Annotated in this window: 13 protein-coding genes; 4 read left to right on the top strand and 9 right to left on the bottom strand. The window is 36.8% G+C overall.

What is annotated here, in order from left to right; all coding sequences use genetic code 11:
• Positions 1 to 195: 195 nt before the first annotated feature.
• Positions 196 to 2,262 (bottom strand): M13 family metallopeptidase, encoded by a 2,067-nt coding sequence (locus tag HX049_RS05945; RefSeq protein ID WP_286414758.1) that lies wholly within the window; start codon positions 2,260 to 2,262, stop codon positions 196 to 198.
• Positions 2,263 to 2,423: 161 nt separating this feature from the next.
• On the opposite strand from HX049_RS05945, the gene HX049_RS05940 reads away from it, so the two are divergent.
• The 4 genes from HX049_RS05940 (at position 2,424) to HX049_RS05925 (ending at position 5,848) form a co-directional block, all read left to right on the top strand.
• Positions 2,424 to 3,134, top strand: a complete 711-nt coding sequence (locus tag HX049_RS05940; protein ID WP_286414756.1) for an SCO family protein — start codon at positions 2,424 to 2,426, stop codon at positions 3,132 to 3,134.
• Positions 3,135 to 3,343: 209 nt separating this feature from the next.
• Positions 3,344 to 3,574: a FeoA family protein gene (locus tag HX049_RS05935; RefSeq protein ID WP_006260493.1), complete on the top strand. Its 231-nt coding sequence runs from the start codon at positions 3,344 to 3,346 to the stop codon at positions 3,572 to 3,574.
• Between the two features lie 26 nt (positions 3,575 to 3,600).
• Positions 3,601 to 5,709, top strand: coding sequence for a ferrous iron transport protein B (gene feoB, locus HX049_RS05930; RefSeq protein ID WP_286414753.1), 2,109 nt, complete (start codon positions 3,601 to 3,603; stop codon positions 5,707 to 5,709).
• 7 nt (positions 5,710 to 5,716) lie between these two features.
• A complete protein-coding gene (locus HX049_RS05925; protein WP_006257716.1) occupies positions 5,717 to 5,848 on the top strand; it encodes a FeoB-associated Cys-rich membrane protein in 132 nt (43 codons plus the stop codon).
• Between the two features lie 88 nt (positions 5,849 to 5,936).
• Here the strand turns inward: HX049_RS05925 and trpA are convergent, their stop codons facing one another.
• The 8 genes from trpA to HX049_RS05885 all read right to left on the bottom strand — a co-directional run bounded on the left by trpA (position 5,937) and on the right by HX049_RS05885 (position 13,481).
• Positions 5,937 to 6,707: a tryptophan synthase subunit alpha gene (gene trpA / locus HX049_RS05920; RefSeq protein ID WP_286414751.1), complete on the bottom strand. Its 771-nt coding sequence runs from the start codon at positions 6,705 to 6,707 to the stop codon at positions 5,937 to 5,939.
• Positions 6,700 to 7,887: a tryptophan synthase subunit beta gene (gene trpB, locus HX049_RS05915; RefSeq protein WP_016650011.1), complete on the bottom strand. Its 1,188-nt coding sequence runs from the start codon at positions 7,885 to 7,887 to the stop codon at positions 6,700 to 6,702. The genes trpA and trpB overlap by 8 nt, the downstream gene beginning before the upstream one ends.
• On the bottom strand, positions 7,874 to 8,509 hold the full coding sequence (locus HX049_RS05910) for a phosphoribosylanthranilate isomerase (RefSeq protein WP_286414747.1): 636 nt from the start codon (positions 8,507 to 8,509) through the stop codon (positions 7,874 to 7,876). The genes trpB and HX049_RS05910 overlap by 14 nt, the downstream gene beginning before the upstream one ends.
• A gap of 6 nt (positions 8,510 to 8,515) precedes the next feature.
• Positions 8,516 to 9,304, bottom strand: a complete 789-nt coding sequence (gene trpC / locus HX049_RS05905) for an indole-3-glycerol phosphate synthase TrpC (protein ID WP_286414742.1) — start codon at positions 9,302 to 9,304, stop codon at positions 8,516 to 8,518.
• A complete protein-coding gene (trpD, locus tag HX049_RS05900) occupies positions 9,301 to 10,293 on the bottom strand; it encodes an anthranilate phosphoribosyltransferase (RefSeq protein ID WP_286414740.1) in 993 nt (330 codons plus the stop codon). The genes trpC and trpD overlap by 4 nt, the downstream gene beginning before the upstream one ends.
• A 4-nt stretch (positions 10,294 to 10,297) precedes the next feature.
• Positions 10,298 to 10,858, bottom strand: coding sequence for an anthranilate synthase component II (locus HX049_RS05895; protein ID WP_286414738.1), 561 nt, complete (start codon positions 10,856 to 10,858; stop codon positions 10,298 to 10,300).
• 3 nt (positions 10,859 to 10,861) lie between these two features.
• A complete protein-coding gene (locus HX049_RS05890; RefSeq protein WP_286414736.1) occupies positions 10,862 to 12,247 on the bottom strand; it encodes an anthranilate synthase component I family protein in 1,386 nt (461 codons plus the stop codon).
• Positions 12,248 to 12,515: 268 nt separating this feature from the next.
• A complete protein-coding gene (locus tag HX049_RS05885) occupies positions 12,516 to 13,481 on the bottom strand; it encodes a carbohydrate kinase family protein (RefSeq protein ID WP_286414735.1) in 966 nt (321 codons plus the stop codon).
• Between the last annotated feature and the right edge of the window lie 296 nt (positions 13,482 to 13,777).

Here is a 13,777-nt window from a genome sequence, read left to right as displayed (position 1 = left end):
AGCAGTATCCGATAACTATGCGACCACTATGCGACCAGTCAATTTAGGGTTGATATGGTGAAGTGCTTTTTGTGTATTTATCATATTGAAAATGAGGTTTTTGTTTGTGTTTTATGTAGAATTGCTCTTATCGGATGTACAAAAAAATAAAGGAGCCTCATTGAGACTCCTTTATCGTTATTTATTGTGTTCTGATTACCAGATTTTAACTCTTTCTTCAGGTTTGATGTATAATTTATCACCTTCTTTAATATCAAATGCTTGGTAGAAAGCATCTACGTTTTGAAGAGGTACATACGCTCTGTAGTGTCCAGGAGCGTGAGGGTCAGTTTTCACTTGGTTTTTAATCGCCTCATCACGAGCTTTAGTTCTCCAGATAGTTCCCCAAGAGATAAAGAAACGTTGCTCAGGTGTGAATCCGTCGATTAGACCTGGATCACCGTTTTCTTTTAAATAGATTTGTAATCCGTCATAAGCAGCATTAACACCACCTAAGTCTCCGATATTCTCACCTAAAGTGAATTTACCGTCTACGAATACACCTGGTAGAGGCTCTAATGCGCTGTACTGAGCAGCTAAAGCATCACCTAATTTAGTGAAACTAGTTAAGTCAGCGTCAGTCCACCAGTTGTTTAAGTTTCCGTTTTTATCATAACGAGCTCCTGAATCATCAAAACTGTGAGAGATCTCGTGTCCGATTACAGCTCCGATACCACCATAGTTAATCGCTTCGTCAGCTTTATAATCATAGAATGGAGGTTGTAAGATAGCAGCAGGGAATACGATTTCGTTATAGATAGGGTTGAAGTATGCGTTCACTGTCTGTGGAGCCATTCCCCAACGAGATTTATCTACAGGTTTACCGAAGTCTTCCATGTTTTTAGCAAAATCCCATTTAGTAGCATTCTTCATGTTTTCGAAGTGATTACCACCATCTTTAGGAGCTTTAATATCCATAGCAGAGTAATCTTCCCATTTGTCAGGGTAACCGATCTTCACTGTTGTAGTTGCTAATTTTTCTAAAGCACCTTTTTTAGTTTCTTCAGCCATCCATGGTAATGCTTTGATACGATCACCGAAAGCTGTAAGTACGTTTTTAATCATCGCCTGAGCTTTTGCTTTCGCTTCAGCAGGGAATTTTTTAGCAACGTATAATTGTCCTAAAGCTTCTCCTACAGTACCGTTAACTACAGCTAATGCTCTTTCATCAACAGGTCTTTGTTCTTTAGCACCTTCTAATGTTTTAGAGTAGAACTCCCAGTTTGCTTTCTCCATTTCAGTAGATAAGTAACTAGCATTTTTGTTCACTAAAGTCCATTTCATATACGCTTTGATATCTTCGATATTTTTAGCAGAAAGGATTTCGTTAAGTGCTTTCATGTATTTCGGTTGAGATACAATTAGCTTTTCAACGTTCTTTAATCCTGTAGCAGCGATATAAGCATTCCAATCAACAGCAGGTGTTAATTTTTGAAGCTCAGCTACTGTCATAGGGTTATAAGTAAGACGGCTATCTCTACGCTCTACTCTAGTAAGGCGAGGTTCAGCCATTTTAGTTTCGATCGCTAATACACGTTTAGAATCTGTAGTAGCCTCTTCTTTAGGCTCACCAGCTAATTCTAACATACGTGCTACGTGTGCTACGTATTGGTCACGTTTTTCAGTGATGTCTTTATCTTTTAATACATAATAATCACGATCAGGTAAACCTAAAGAACCTAAACTGATGTATACTGTATTCTCTTGAGAGCTTTTTGCATCTGCATATACATAGATAGAATATAATCCTAATCCTCCTTCAGCTACTAATTCGTTGATTAGTTTAGTCGCATCTTCTGGAGTTTTGATTGCATTGATTTTATCTAAGTAAGGTTTAAGAGGAGCTACTCCTAATTCATTTCTCTTAGCTTCATCTAAGTAAGTTTGGAATACAGCTACAGCTTTAGCTTGATCAGATTTAGGATCAAGTTTAGAGTCTTCAGCAGCCTCTCTAAGGATAGCAAGGGCATCCTTATCAGTGTTTTGTCTTAATTCATCAAAACTTCCCCAACGTGTTCTGTCATTTGGAATTTCTGTTTTGTCATACCAAGCACCGTTTACATAACGGAAAAAGTCATCACCAGGCTTTACATTTTTATCCATGTATTCTAGGTTGATTCCATGAGCTACTTGATCTTCTTGCTCTGTTGTATTTTTAGCATCTTTACAAGCTACTAATGATACTACAGCGAAGGCAGAGGTTAATAAAACTCTTTTGTTCATAGTATATAATTAATTTTGTTCCTATTGATATTCTAACAAAAATAGAAAATATCTTTTATAATCGTATTTTTCTATACTTTAAATAAGACATCTTGTATTTATCATGTCTTTAACCTTCAGGTTAAAAGGGATTTTGTAAGTTTGTCGAAACTCTATTTAAAATGTTACACTTTTTCAAGAAATATAAATACTTTTTTATTTTCTTCTTCCTTTTATGTGCAGGAATCATGGTGATGTTCTACAATGCACTGAAGTATAGAAAATCACTACCAGTATATACACCAGCGATGGTGAATCCTGAGATGGTAGATAGTTTAATCCAACATGAGGCCAATAAACAGAAGCACAAGATAGCTGCTTTTAAGTTCTTAAACCAGAATGGTGATACAATAACGAATAAGGATTATGAAGGACATATTTATGTCGCTGATTTCTTCTTTACGACATGTACTACTATTTGTCCTATCATGAGTGATAATATGGTTTGGCTTCAAGATAAGATTAAGACTCTGCCAGGCGTTAAATTATTATCACACTCAGTGACTCCAGATATTGATAGCGTACCTGTGCTAAAAGAATATGCACTACGCAAAGGCGCTGATGATAAGATATGGAACTTAGTAACGGGGGATAAAAGAGATATCTATTATATCGCTCGTAACTCTTACTTAGCTGTGAAGACAGGGTCTCCAGAAGAGATGTACGATATGGTACACACCGAAAACTTTATTCTAGTAGATGGCAATGGCCGTATCCGTGGGTTCTATGATGGTACTAATCTAGATACTCCTGATAAAGAAGCTAAGAATATGCAACAGCTATGGGAAGACATCCAATGGCTGTATGAACATGAGAAGAATAAGACTGAATAGTCAAGTTATTACATAGTAAAATCCCTCTACATTTGTTAGATAATGTAGAGGGATTTTTGGTATTAGCGTATTTGTATATTATTGTGAATTCGTTAAATGGACTAGTAATGAAAAGGTTGTAGTAGTATTTATACTGATATTTATTAGGAATATAGTTCTATAATCTTTTTAATTGACTAAATTTGCAATATGAATTAAATCTAAATAAGGTGAGTACAACTTTAGACTTATTAAAAAGAAATGAAAAAGGAGTGATAGCAGATTTTGATATGCACAAGGTTCCTTTAAAACTATTAGAAATGGGATGTCTACCAGGTAATGCTGTAGAACTTTTAGAGGTAGCCCCTCTAGGTGACCCCATATATCTGTGTATTAATGATACACATTTATCTATTCGAAAAGAATTAGCTAAAGAGATACAAGTAGAATTAATTGGCTAATTAGATTAAGATATTACATATAGTTGATGAAAAAAGATATAAAAGTTGCCCTAATAGGTAATCCTAATGTAGGGAAAACCTCTGTATTCAATGCCCTGACAGGCCTTAACCATAAGATAGGAAATTATCCTGGTATTACTGTAGATAAAAAGTCTGGAGTAGCGAAGTTAGATGATAAAGTAAACGCTACTATTATCGACTTACCAGGAACATATAGTATTAATGCGAGTTCTGAAGATGAGCGCATTGTATTAGACTTATTATTTGATCCTACTAATGATGACTTTCCAGATGTTACTGTTGTAGTAGCTGATATAGAAAATCTAAAGCGTAACTTATTACTATTTACTCAAGTAAAAGAACTTGGTGTTCCTGCTATATTGGCTGTTAATATGGCTGATCATATGGAGGAGAAGGGGATTAGTCTTAAGATAGCCGAATTAGAAAAGAAATTAAATACAAAGATTGTTTTAATTAGTGCGAAGAAAAAACTTGGCATTCAAGAGTTAAAACAAGCAATATTAAATTATAGAACGTATTCTATAGAACCATGTGTGAATGCTACTGCAGTAGACACAGAGTTCTTTAGTAAACTTGCTTTGACGTTCCCTAACCTTTCTGTATTCAAATTGTGGATGATCTATTCACAAGACATCAAAATCGGGAATATAGGAAAGAAAGAGATAGAGGCGAAGGGAGTTCAGTTGTCAGAAAGTGAAATCAAAAAGCTTCAACATAAAAAGACAATCAAGAGATATCAGTTTATCAACGACGTTTTAAAAGAAACGTACTCACGTGATGTCAATAAAGCTACAGATCTTCGTTCTAAAGTAGATAGAATACTTACCCATAAAGTGTATGGATATCTAATCTTCTTTGCGATTATGATGTTGGTCTTCCAGGCTATCTTTGAGTGGTCAAGTATTCCGATGGATTGGATAGATGAGCAGTTTGCTAATCTTAGTTCTTGGGTACACGATACGATGGAACCAGGTAAGCTTACAGATTTGATAGCGGATGGTATCGTACCAGGTATCGGAGGGGTAATGCCTTTCATTCCTCAGATTGCTATTCTATTTATGTTTATTTCTATCTTAGAAGAGACAGGGTATATGAGTAGAGTGGTGTTCTTAATGGATAGGTTAATGCGTCCATTCGGATTAAGTGGTAAATCAGTAGTGCCACTTATCTCTGGTAATGCATGTGCTATTCCGGCGATTATGTCTGCTCGTAATATCGAGAACCCTAAAGAAAGATTGATTACAATACTTGTAACACCGTTTACTACGTGTTCTGCTCGTATTCCAGTATATATTATCATTATTGCTTTAGTAATTCCTGATACACGCATATTTGGATTCTTAAGTATACAAGGATTGACATTGACGTTATTCTATTTAGTAGGATTCTTAGCAGCTTTGTTATCCTCTTGGGCATTGAGTAAATACATCAAGAGCGAGCGCAAGTCATACTTCGTAATCGAGATGCCGAACTACCGTACTCCGATTATTAAGAACGTAGTGGTGAATATGTATGAGAAGACTAAAGCATTCGTAGTAGGTGCGGGTAAGATTATATTCGTATTATCGATTATCATTTGGTTCTTAGGTGCTCATGGACCTGGAGAACGCTTTGAGAACGCTGAGAAACATATTACAGAAGTATATCAAGATAAAGAAGTAAGTGAAGAAGAGTTAAGCGAGCATATCGCTAGTTATAAATTAGAGAATTCTTATATCGGTATTCTAGGTAAAACAATAGAACCTGTAATCAAACCTCTAGGGTATGACTGGAAAGTAGGTATTGCCGTATTGTCTTCTTTCGTAGGACGTGAAATCTTTGTCGGAGTACTTGGAACTATTTATAATGTAGGATCTGGGGATGAGAATGATGAAGATGGACGTATTAAACAAAAAATGGCAGCTGAGATATGGCCTGATACAGGACAACCAGTCTTCACGCTAGCCAGTGGGGTGTCACTAATGTTCTTTTATGCTTTTGCGATGCAGTGTACAGCTACAGTAGCAATCGTGAAAAGAGAGACTAAGTCTTGGAAATGGACTATCTACCAATTAGTGTTTATGACTGTTCTTGCGTATGTCGCAGCTTTAATAGCATATCAACTTTTAAAATAAAGTAATTATGGGTTACCAAGAAATAATTGCCTATGCAATTGTAATTATTGCATTGGGGTACATCATTAAAAAAGGCTTTTGGAAGAATAAAACGAATAAGAAAGGTTCTTGTGGCGGAGGTAGCTGCGGATGTTCTTAATCACCATTCTTTAAAATAACAAAATAGGCAACTCATGTGAGTTGCCTATTTTGTTTAGTATATATTGTCAAAAGTATTAGGGTTATACTTACCTAATGCTCTTGACGAAGTTAAGAATGCTATCCTCACTAATACCATGTTCATTAATATGCTTCATAAAGGCTGTACCTATAATCGCCCCTGAGCTATATTGATTCGTGAGGTCATAGGTGTGTTTATCTCTTACCCCAAAGCCGATAAGAGCAGGGTTTTTAAGTTTTAAATCTTGAATGTGTTTATAGTATGCTTGTTGTTCTTCTAAAGACTTATTAGAACCTGTTGTCCCATTAGAAGAAACTAAATAGATAAAACCATCTGTCTGCTCATCTATATGGCGCACACGTTCTGTCGAAGTATCATTACTTATCAACATGATATTACTGACGTTGTGTTGATCACAGTGTGTCTTGAAATGGGATACGTAGTAGTCCATAGGTAAGTCTGGTAGGATAATACCATCTACACCTACTTCTGCACATTTACTGATGAATGCCTCTACACCATATCTTAGTACTGGATTTAGATACCCCATTAAGACAACAGGTATAGTAATGTGCTGTCTCATTTCTTTTAATTGTTCGAATAGTTTAGAGACTGTGATACCGTTTAATAGTGCCTGTTCACTGCTGTGTTGTATAACTGGCCCGTCTGCTAGTGGATCTGAGAATGGCATGCCTATTTCTACTAAATCTACACCAGCGTTATCTAGATTTTTTAAGATGGTCATGGTGTCTTCTATAGCAGGATAGCCTGCTGTGAAGTAGATCGAAAGTATATTGGATTTCTTCTTTGTGAAGAGTGTGTTGATTCTGTTATTCATGGTTGAAGTATTTAGAGTAAGTAATCATGTCTTTATCGCCTCGTCCTGATAAGTTTACCACTACGATATCGCTTTCTTTTAGCTCCATTTTATTTAGGTAAGCTAAGGCGTGTGCTGACTCTAGAGCAGGTATAATCCCATCGATACGCGTTAATTCAAAAGCAGCTTTGATAGCCTCGTCATCGGTGATACTACCTACAGTGATCTTACCAGTATCACTTAGATAAGCGTGTGCAGGCCCTATACCTGGATAATCTAATCCGGCAGAGATAGAATAAGGCTCTATAATCTGTCCATCCTCCGTCTGTATAAGGTAAGTCTTGCTACCGTGGATAATACCTTGTTTTCCTAAGGCGATAGTAGCCGCAGTCTGTCCTGTTTCTACTCCTAGACCAGCCGCTTCTACTGCGATTAACTTTGTATGTCCATTATCTATAAAGTGGTAGAAAGCTCCCATAGCATTACTTCCCCCACCTACACAGGCTACTACATAGTCTGGATTAGGAGTATTCTCTTGCTCTATTAGCTGTGCTTTTATTTCTTTACTGATGATAGATTGAAACTTCGCTACCATATCAGGATAAGGATGAGGTCCTACTACAGAACCGATCACATAATAGGTCTCTTGTGGATTATTGATCCATTCACGTATGGCTTCATTTGTAGCGTCTTTTAAAGTCTTGCTCCCACTCTCAGCAGCTACTACTTTTGCCCCTAGCATACGCATGCGTTCTACGTTTGGCTTCTGACGTTCGATATCATGTGCCCCCATAAATACAGTACACTCTAGATTTAGTAGTGCGCAAGTAGTAGCAGTAGCTACCCCGTGCTGACCTGCACCTGTCTCAGCTATAATTCTCTTTTTGCCTAGGCGTTTGGCTAAGAGTACTTGTCCTATTGTATTGTTGATTTTATGGGCTCCTGTGTGATTTAGATCTTCTCTCTTTAGATAGATCTTTGCTTTATATTTAGCAGATAAGTTAGCAGAATAGAATAGAGGAGTAGGTCTCCCCACATAATCTTTAAGTAGCTTATTTAGTTCTTGTTGAAAATCTTCTGTCTGTATGATATCTAGGTAGCTCTCTTGTAAGTCTGATACATTCTTATACAGCATCTCAGGGATAAATGAACCCCCGTACTCTCCGTAATATCCTTGTTCGTTTGGGTTAAATTCTTTCATAGTCTCTTATTTCTTTTACTAGTTTTCTCACTAGTGTTATGTCTTTATGATGTTGGTTGTTTTCTAATTTACTGTTGAGGTCAAACCCCACTAATTTATTGTCTCGTAATAGCAAAGCGGACTGTATGTTGTGTAATCCTAATCCTCCACTTAGTAGATAAGGGGTACTACCTTGATAATGCTGTAATACATCCCAGTCAAATGATAATCCGCTACCTCCATACTCTGGAGTAGGGGTGTCGAATACAAATAAGTCACAGTATGCTTCGTATTGTTCTATTTGACTGAAATCCTCTTTTACTCCTATAGAGAAAGCCTTGATTACTTTTATTCCTTGCTCTTTATGGTAAGCACAATCTTCTGGGCTTTCGTTACCGTGAAGTTGTATATAGTCTAGCTTATACTGCTTTATGCGTTGAGTTATTTCTTCTCTTGTAGCATTGACGAATACACCTACTTTCTGAATATGATGAGGTAGGTTATCAATAGCCTTGTTAGTATCTCTACTTACATATCGCTTTGACTTCGGATAAAAGATAAATCCCATCATGTCAATCTGCTCTTGCCCAACAGAATTAATATTGTCTATATCAAACATCCCACAAATCTTTATCTTCTTCATCGCTGTTTACAGTTTAATCTCTTGTTGTAATAACCTTAGTTGTTCAGCAGGATTAGCGGTCTTCATAAAGTACTCTCCCATTAAGAAGCCTGAGAATCCATTGTCCGCTAATTCTAATAGCGTATTGGCATTCTGTATACCACTTTCTGCTATCTTTACGGCTTGCTTTGGCAATAGATTAGCTAAGGCGATACTGTGCTGAATATTGACTTCAAAGGTGTTTAGATCTCTATTGTTTATCCCGATGAGGTCAAATTCAGTATGTAAATGGTCTCGTATTTCTTGTTCAGTATGCGTTTCTAGTAATATTTGTAAGCCAAGTTGATGTGCATAATCTGTCAATACTTTGACACGCTCTATAGGAAGCATTTTAGCGATCAATAGAATGGCGTCTGCACCTAGCGCTTTAGCTTCTTCTATCTGGTACTCGTCTAGGATAAAGTCTTTCTGCAATAGAGGCAAGTCTACTGAAGTACGTGCGTTAGCAAAGTCAGAGGGTAGAGCACCGAAGAATTGACTGTCGTTTAGAATTGATAAAGCCGCTGCTCCATTTGCTTCATACCCTTTTACTATCTCAGTGATATTCGCGTTGGGATGAATGATTCCTTTAGAAGGAGACTGTCTCTTAAACTCTGCGATGATCGCTCTGTTGCTCTTAGCAAGTATAGCAGATTTAAAATCAATCGGTGTTCTGTTGTATAATGGAGTATTTCTTAGGTCAGTAATACTCTTTACAGTCTTGCGTTGTGCTATTTCTATTTGTTTATGTGCTTTTATTTGTTCTAATATCTTCATCTCAATTCTTTTAGTATTTCAAACTTCTCTTTTGCTTTTCCTCCTAGTAGAGATTCTTCTGCTCTTGCTTTTGCCTCTAAGATGCTTAGTTCAGGATAGTAGGTATTAATAGCTAATGCGCTATTGGCAAGGACTACATTATTCTGCGCAGAGGTACCTTTACCTTTAAGTATTTGCCAGAAGATATACGCCGACTCTTCTACTGTTTTACCTCCTTTTATTTCTTCTTCACGGATGACAGGACTATTAAAGTAAGAAGCGTCTATTAGCTTCTCTTCTTTGTTATTGACTAGCTTAGCCGATTTAGTCAAGCTACATTCATCATAGCCGTCTAAGGCGTGTATAATGCTGTACTGTGTATTCTCTGCCTGCAAGAAGTATTTATACATTCTCAATAGCTCAAGATTAAACAGACCTACTAGCTGTGTCTTAGGCTGAGCAGGATTAGTCAACGGGCCAAGCATATTAAAGAACGTCTTCACACCAAGTGCTTTTCTCACAGGAGCGATTCTCTTCATAGCAGGGTGAAATAAAGGTGCGTGTAGGAAACAGATATTCGCTTCTGTCAATTGTTCTTTTAGCTCTGCTTCTGTGCTTTTAAAATGTATACCCAAGTTCTCCATGACACTTGATGATCCTGAGATAGAAGACACTCCGTAGTTACCATGCTTAGCTACTGGGATACCTGCTCCTGCGGTCACAAAGGATGACAGTGTAGATATATTAAAAGTGTCTTTACCATCTCCTCCTGTACCGCATAAGTCCATAGGGTTATAGTCGGATAGATCTACCTTATTAGCTAGCTGTAACATTCCTTCTCTGAACCCTCTTAACTCCTCTAATGTGATGGGTCTCATGATGAATGTAGTCAATAGAGAAGCCATCTGTGCATCTGTATACTTGTCATTAGCCATGTTGATGACTATCTCTTTGGCTTGTTCTGTAGTAAGTGTCTTATGTTGTATTAAGTGATTTAATATCTCTTTCATAGCATTAGTTTTTAATCCAATTTTTAATAATCTCTTTTCCATACGTAGTCAATATCGACTCTGGGTGAAACTGTACTCCTCTGACATTAAGTGTTCGATGCTTCACAGCCATGATATTCTGTTGTTCGTCATAGGCTGTTACTGTTAGTTCACTGTCCTTGTCTTCTATTACCCATGAGTGATAATGTGCGATAGGGGAGTGATCTGGCATAGACTGGAACAGTTCATCAGGTGCAGCTAGCTGTATAGGTGATGATATGCCGTGTAAGGGTGTTTCTAATCTCTTTAACGAATGTCCATAGTACTCACCTATAGCCTGATGCCCTAAGCAGATACCTAATATGTCTTTATGGTCAGCGGCATAGGCTATCACTTCCATTAGACTGCCAGCTTCTGATGGTATACCCGGTCCTGGCGAAAGGATAATCTTATCGTACTGATCTATTTGCTCTAGTGCTATCTTATCATTCTTAATGATATCTATTGTTTCTATCCCTAGTTCTTTTAGGATGTGTATCACATTGTAGATAAAGGAATCATAGTTGTCGATTACTAATACTTTCATAACTTATATGTTTTGGGCTTCACGGATAGCTAGTGTGATAGCACTTAGTTTGTTTTCTATTTCTTTTAATTCTGACAAGTCATCTGACTTCGTCACGATACCACATCCCGCCTGATAGTGTAACTCGTTCTGATAGCTCAGAGCAGATCTGATAAAGATGGCATGGTTAATCTCTCCATCTAGGGTGATAAAGCCTATCGTACCTCCATAGAACCCTCTGCTCTCTGGTTCGTATTGATTGATTAGTTCCATCGCTCTGTGCTTAGGTGCTCCTGATAGTGTCCCTGCAGGGAAGGTATTGGCGAATACATTAAGGCTATCTTTTTGCATATCTATGGTAGCACTGACTTTAGACACTAGATGGATGACATGAGAGTATTGTTCTACCGTTTTATACTCTTCTACGGTGACCTCTGTTCCTGTAATACTTAAGTCATTTCTAGCAAGGTCTACTAGCATGATATGTTCTGCATTCTCTTTAGGGTCATTAAGTAACTGCTGTGTTAGTATCTCGTTCTGAGCCTTGTCCTCTGTTTTTCTAAATGTGCCTGCTATTGGATTGACATAGGCTTTATTTTCTTTTACGACTACTTGTGCCTCAGGAGAAGAACCGAATATCTTAAATGCTCCGTAGTCAAAATAGAATAGGTAAGGAGAAGGGTTAATAGAACGGAGTGCTCTATATACATTAAACTCATCTCCGGTAAACTGCTGCTTATACTTGCGTGAGAGTACTAGCTGGAATACATCTCCTCTATAGCAGTGCTCTTTTCCTTTTTTGATAATCTCTAGAAACTCTTCATCTGTGTAAGGTGTCTTCGGAGAGTCTACCGTTTTGAAAGGGTAGGAAGTAATGCTATTGGTGTTTAGATAGGCATGTATTTTATTCAATTGACTTTCTTCTCCTGTAAGTGCGTATTCTACTAAGTGCATTTCATTTTTATAGTGATCATATACAATGATGTACTTAAAGAAGTGGTACTGCATTAATGGAAGGCTGTTATCACTTGGTTTAAACTGTATATCGTGTACTAGTGGTATGCTGTCATAACTCGTATATCCATAGATACCTGCCTTTAAGTAATCATATTGATTGGCATTTTCTACGTTGATTTCTTTGATGAACAGTTGTAGTTGATCTAGAACATTGATATCAGCTGTAGGATATGTCGTGGTGTTCTCTAAGGTCTGGACTGTAGTCACATCTGCAGTAACGATATAAGACATCATTGGCTCAAAGCAGATGTAAGAACAACTGTTCTCTCTCGAGTGGTTACTAGAGTTTTCTAGTAAAAAACTATTAGAGAATTTATCTCTTAGTTTGAGGTAGATTTCGATAGGAGTGTATAGGTCTCCAAGTATTTTTTTGTGATTGATGTGAAGTTTCATTTCTTGTAAATATTTGAGTTTAAAGCAAAAAAAAGCCTGCTAGGGGTTCCTAGCAGGCTTCATCTATATAAAATGTGTATATAATTCTATCTATAACTAATCACAATTTAAATACATAGTACGACCAACCGAACCCTGATAGGATTTAGCTAGCCACCACCAATTAGTATTTAAAAATTGTGTATTCATTTTTTGTCTTTGTTATGAATGCTAAATTATACTTTTTTTTAATATCAAAGCAGTTTTTTTAAAAAAAGCTCTTTTTTTCTTATTTTTCAGGTGTTTTCGGTTCTTCTAAGATGTTTTTACTCGTAATTAATTCATCTTTGAAGATCGTTTCATAGTAAAAAATGTCAAAATCTTCTCTTTCGTACTCTGGATTAGCTCCTGTATGAGAGGTAACAAAGGCCCCTAATGAAGCAGCTGTTTTTATAATCTGAATAGGATCATGCCCGTTTAACTTAGCTGATAAGAAACCTGAAAGGTAAGAGTCTCCACTACCTACTGTATCTCTAATCACGATATCTACTGCAGGATAACTATAGAGCATCTCCTTATTTAAATAAAGTCCTCCCTTATCTCCTTTAGAAATGATAATCTCATCACAGTCAAAGTGTTTTTGTACAAACTTAATGGCATTTTCTTCTGATGTATAGGGCTCTTCTAGATACTCTAGGATCTCTTTTAGTTCGAATTTATTCATCTTAAGTAAATCTGCTTTATGCATCAGTTCTACTACGAATTCTAATTCGTAATGAGGCGGTCTAAGGTTGACGTCGTAGACTTTATACTTTGCAGCATCTAGCAGTTTATGTAGCGTCTCTCTAGTATGAGGCGTTCTACTCGCTAAGGTACCGAATACAAAGGCATCTGACTTAGCTACTAAATCAAAATCTTCTTGTTTGAAATCAATAAAATCCCAAGCACTATTCTTTAAGAATTCATAACTAGCTTCGTTGTGATCATCGAAAGTAGCGAATACCGTTCCTGTTTTTTTTGTAGAGTCTGTTTGGATGTAAGATGTGCATGCACCTACTTCTTTTAGTCTTGAAACAATCTTTTGACCAGCATCATCAGTACCAACTTTGGTAATAATGTGTGAGGCTATACCCATCTTGTGTAGGTGATAAGCGACATTTAATGGTGCTCCACCAATCTTCTTATACGTTGGGAATATGTCCCAAAGTACTTCACCAAAACATACTACTCTAGGAGATTGTGTATTATCAGACATAAAGGATAGTTCTTATATTAAATTTAACTTTACTAAGGTACAAAAATCTTTGTTGATGTTAAATAACGTTAGTTATATTCTATTTGGTATATGTTTGATGAGAATGTTTTTGAGTTGAGGTAAAAAATATTGTTTTTATACGTTTTAAGCGATGAGGTTTTGGGTAGTAGATGGTTCGGGTAGTGATAGGGTATGCTTTTGAAAAATAGCCTTTAACCCGTGTAGATATTGGTTGTTTCCGAATGGCTCCCGAATGATTTGTATTGTATGTGTTTTAATAGGTTGATAAATAGTTG

This window comes from Myroides odoratimimus, assembly GCF_030326305.1.
GTDB lineage: Bacteria > Bacteroidota > Bacteroidia > Flavobacteriales > Flavobacteriaceae > Flavobacterium > Flavobacterium odoratimimum_A.
The sequence above is the reverse complement of the archived record's forward strand: the minus strand, read 5'-3'. Positions and strand labels throughout refer to the sequence as shown.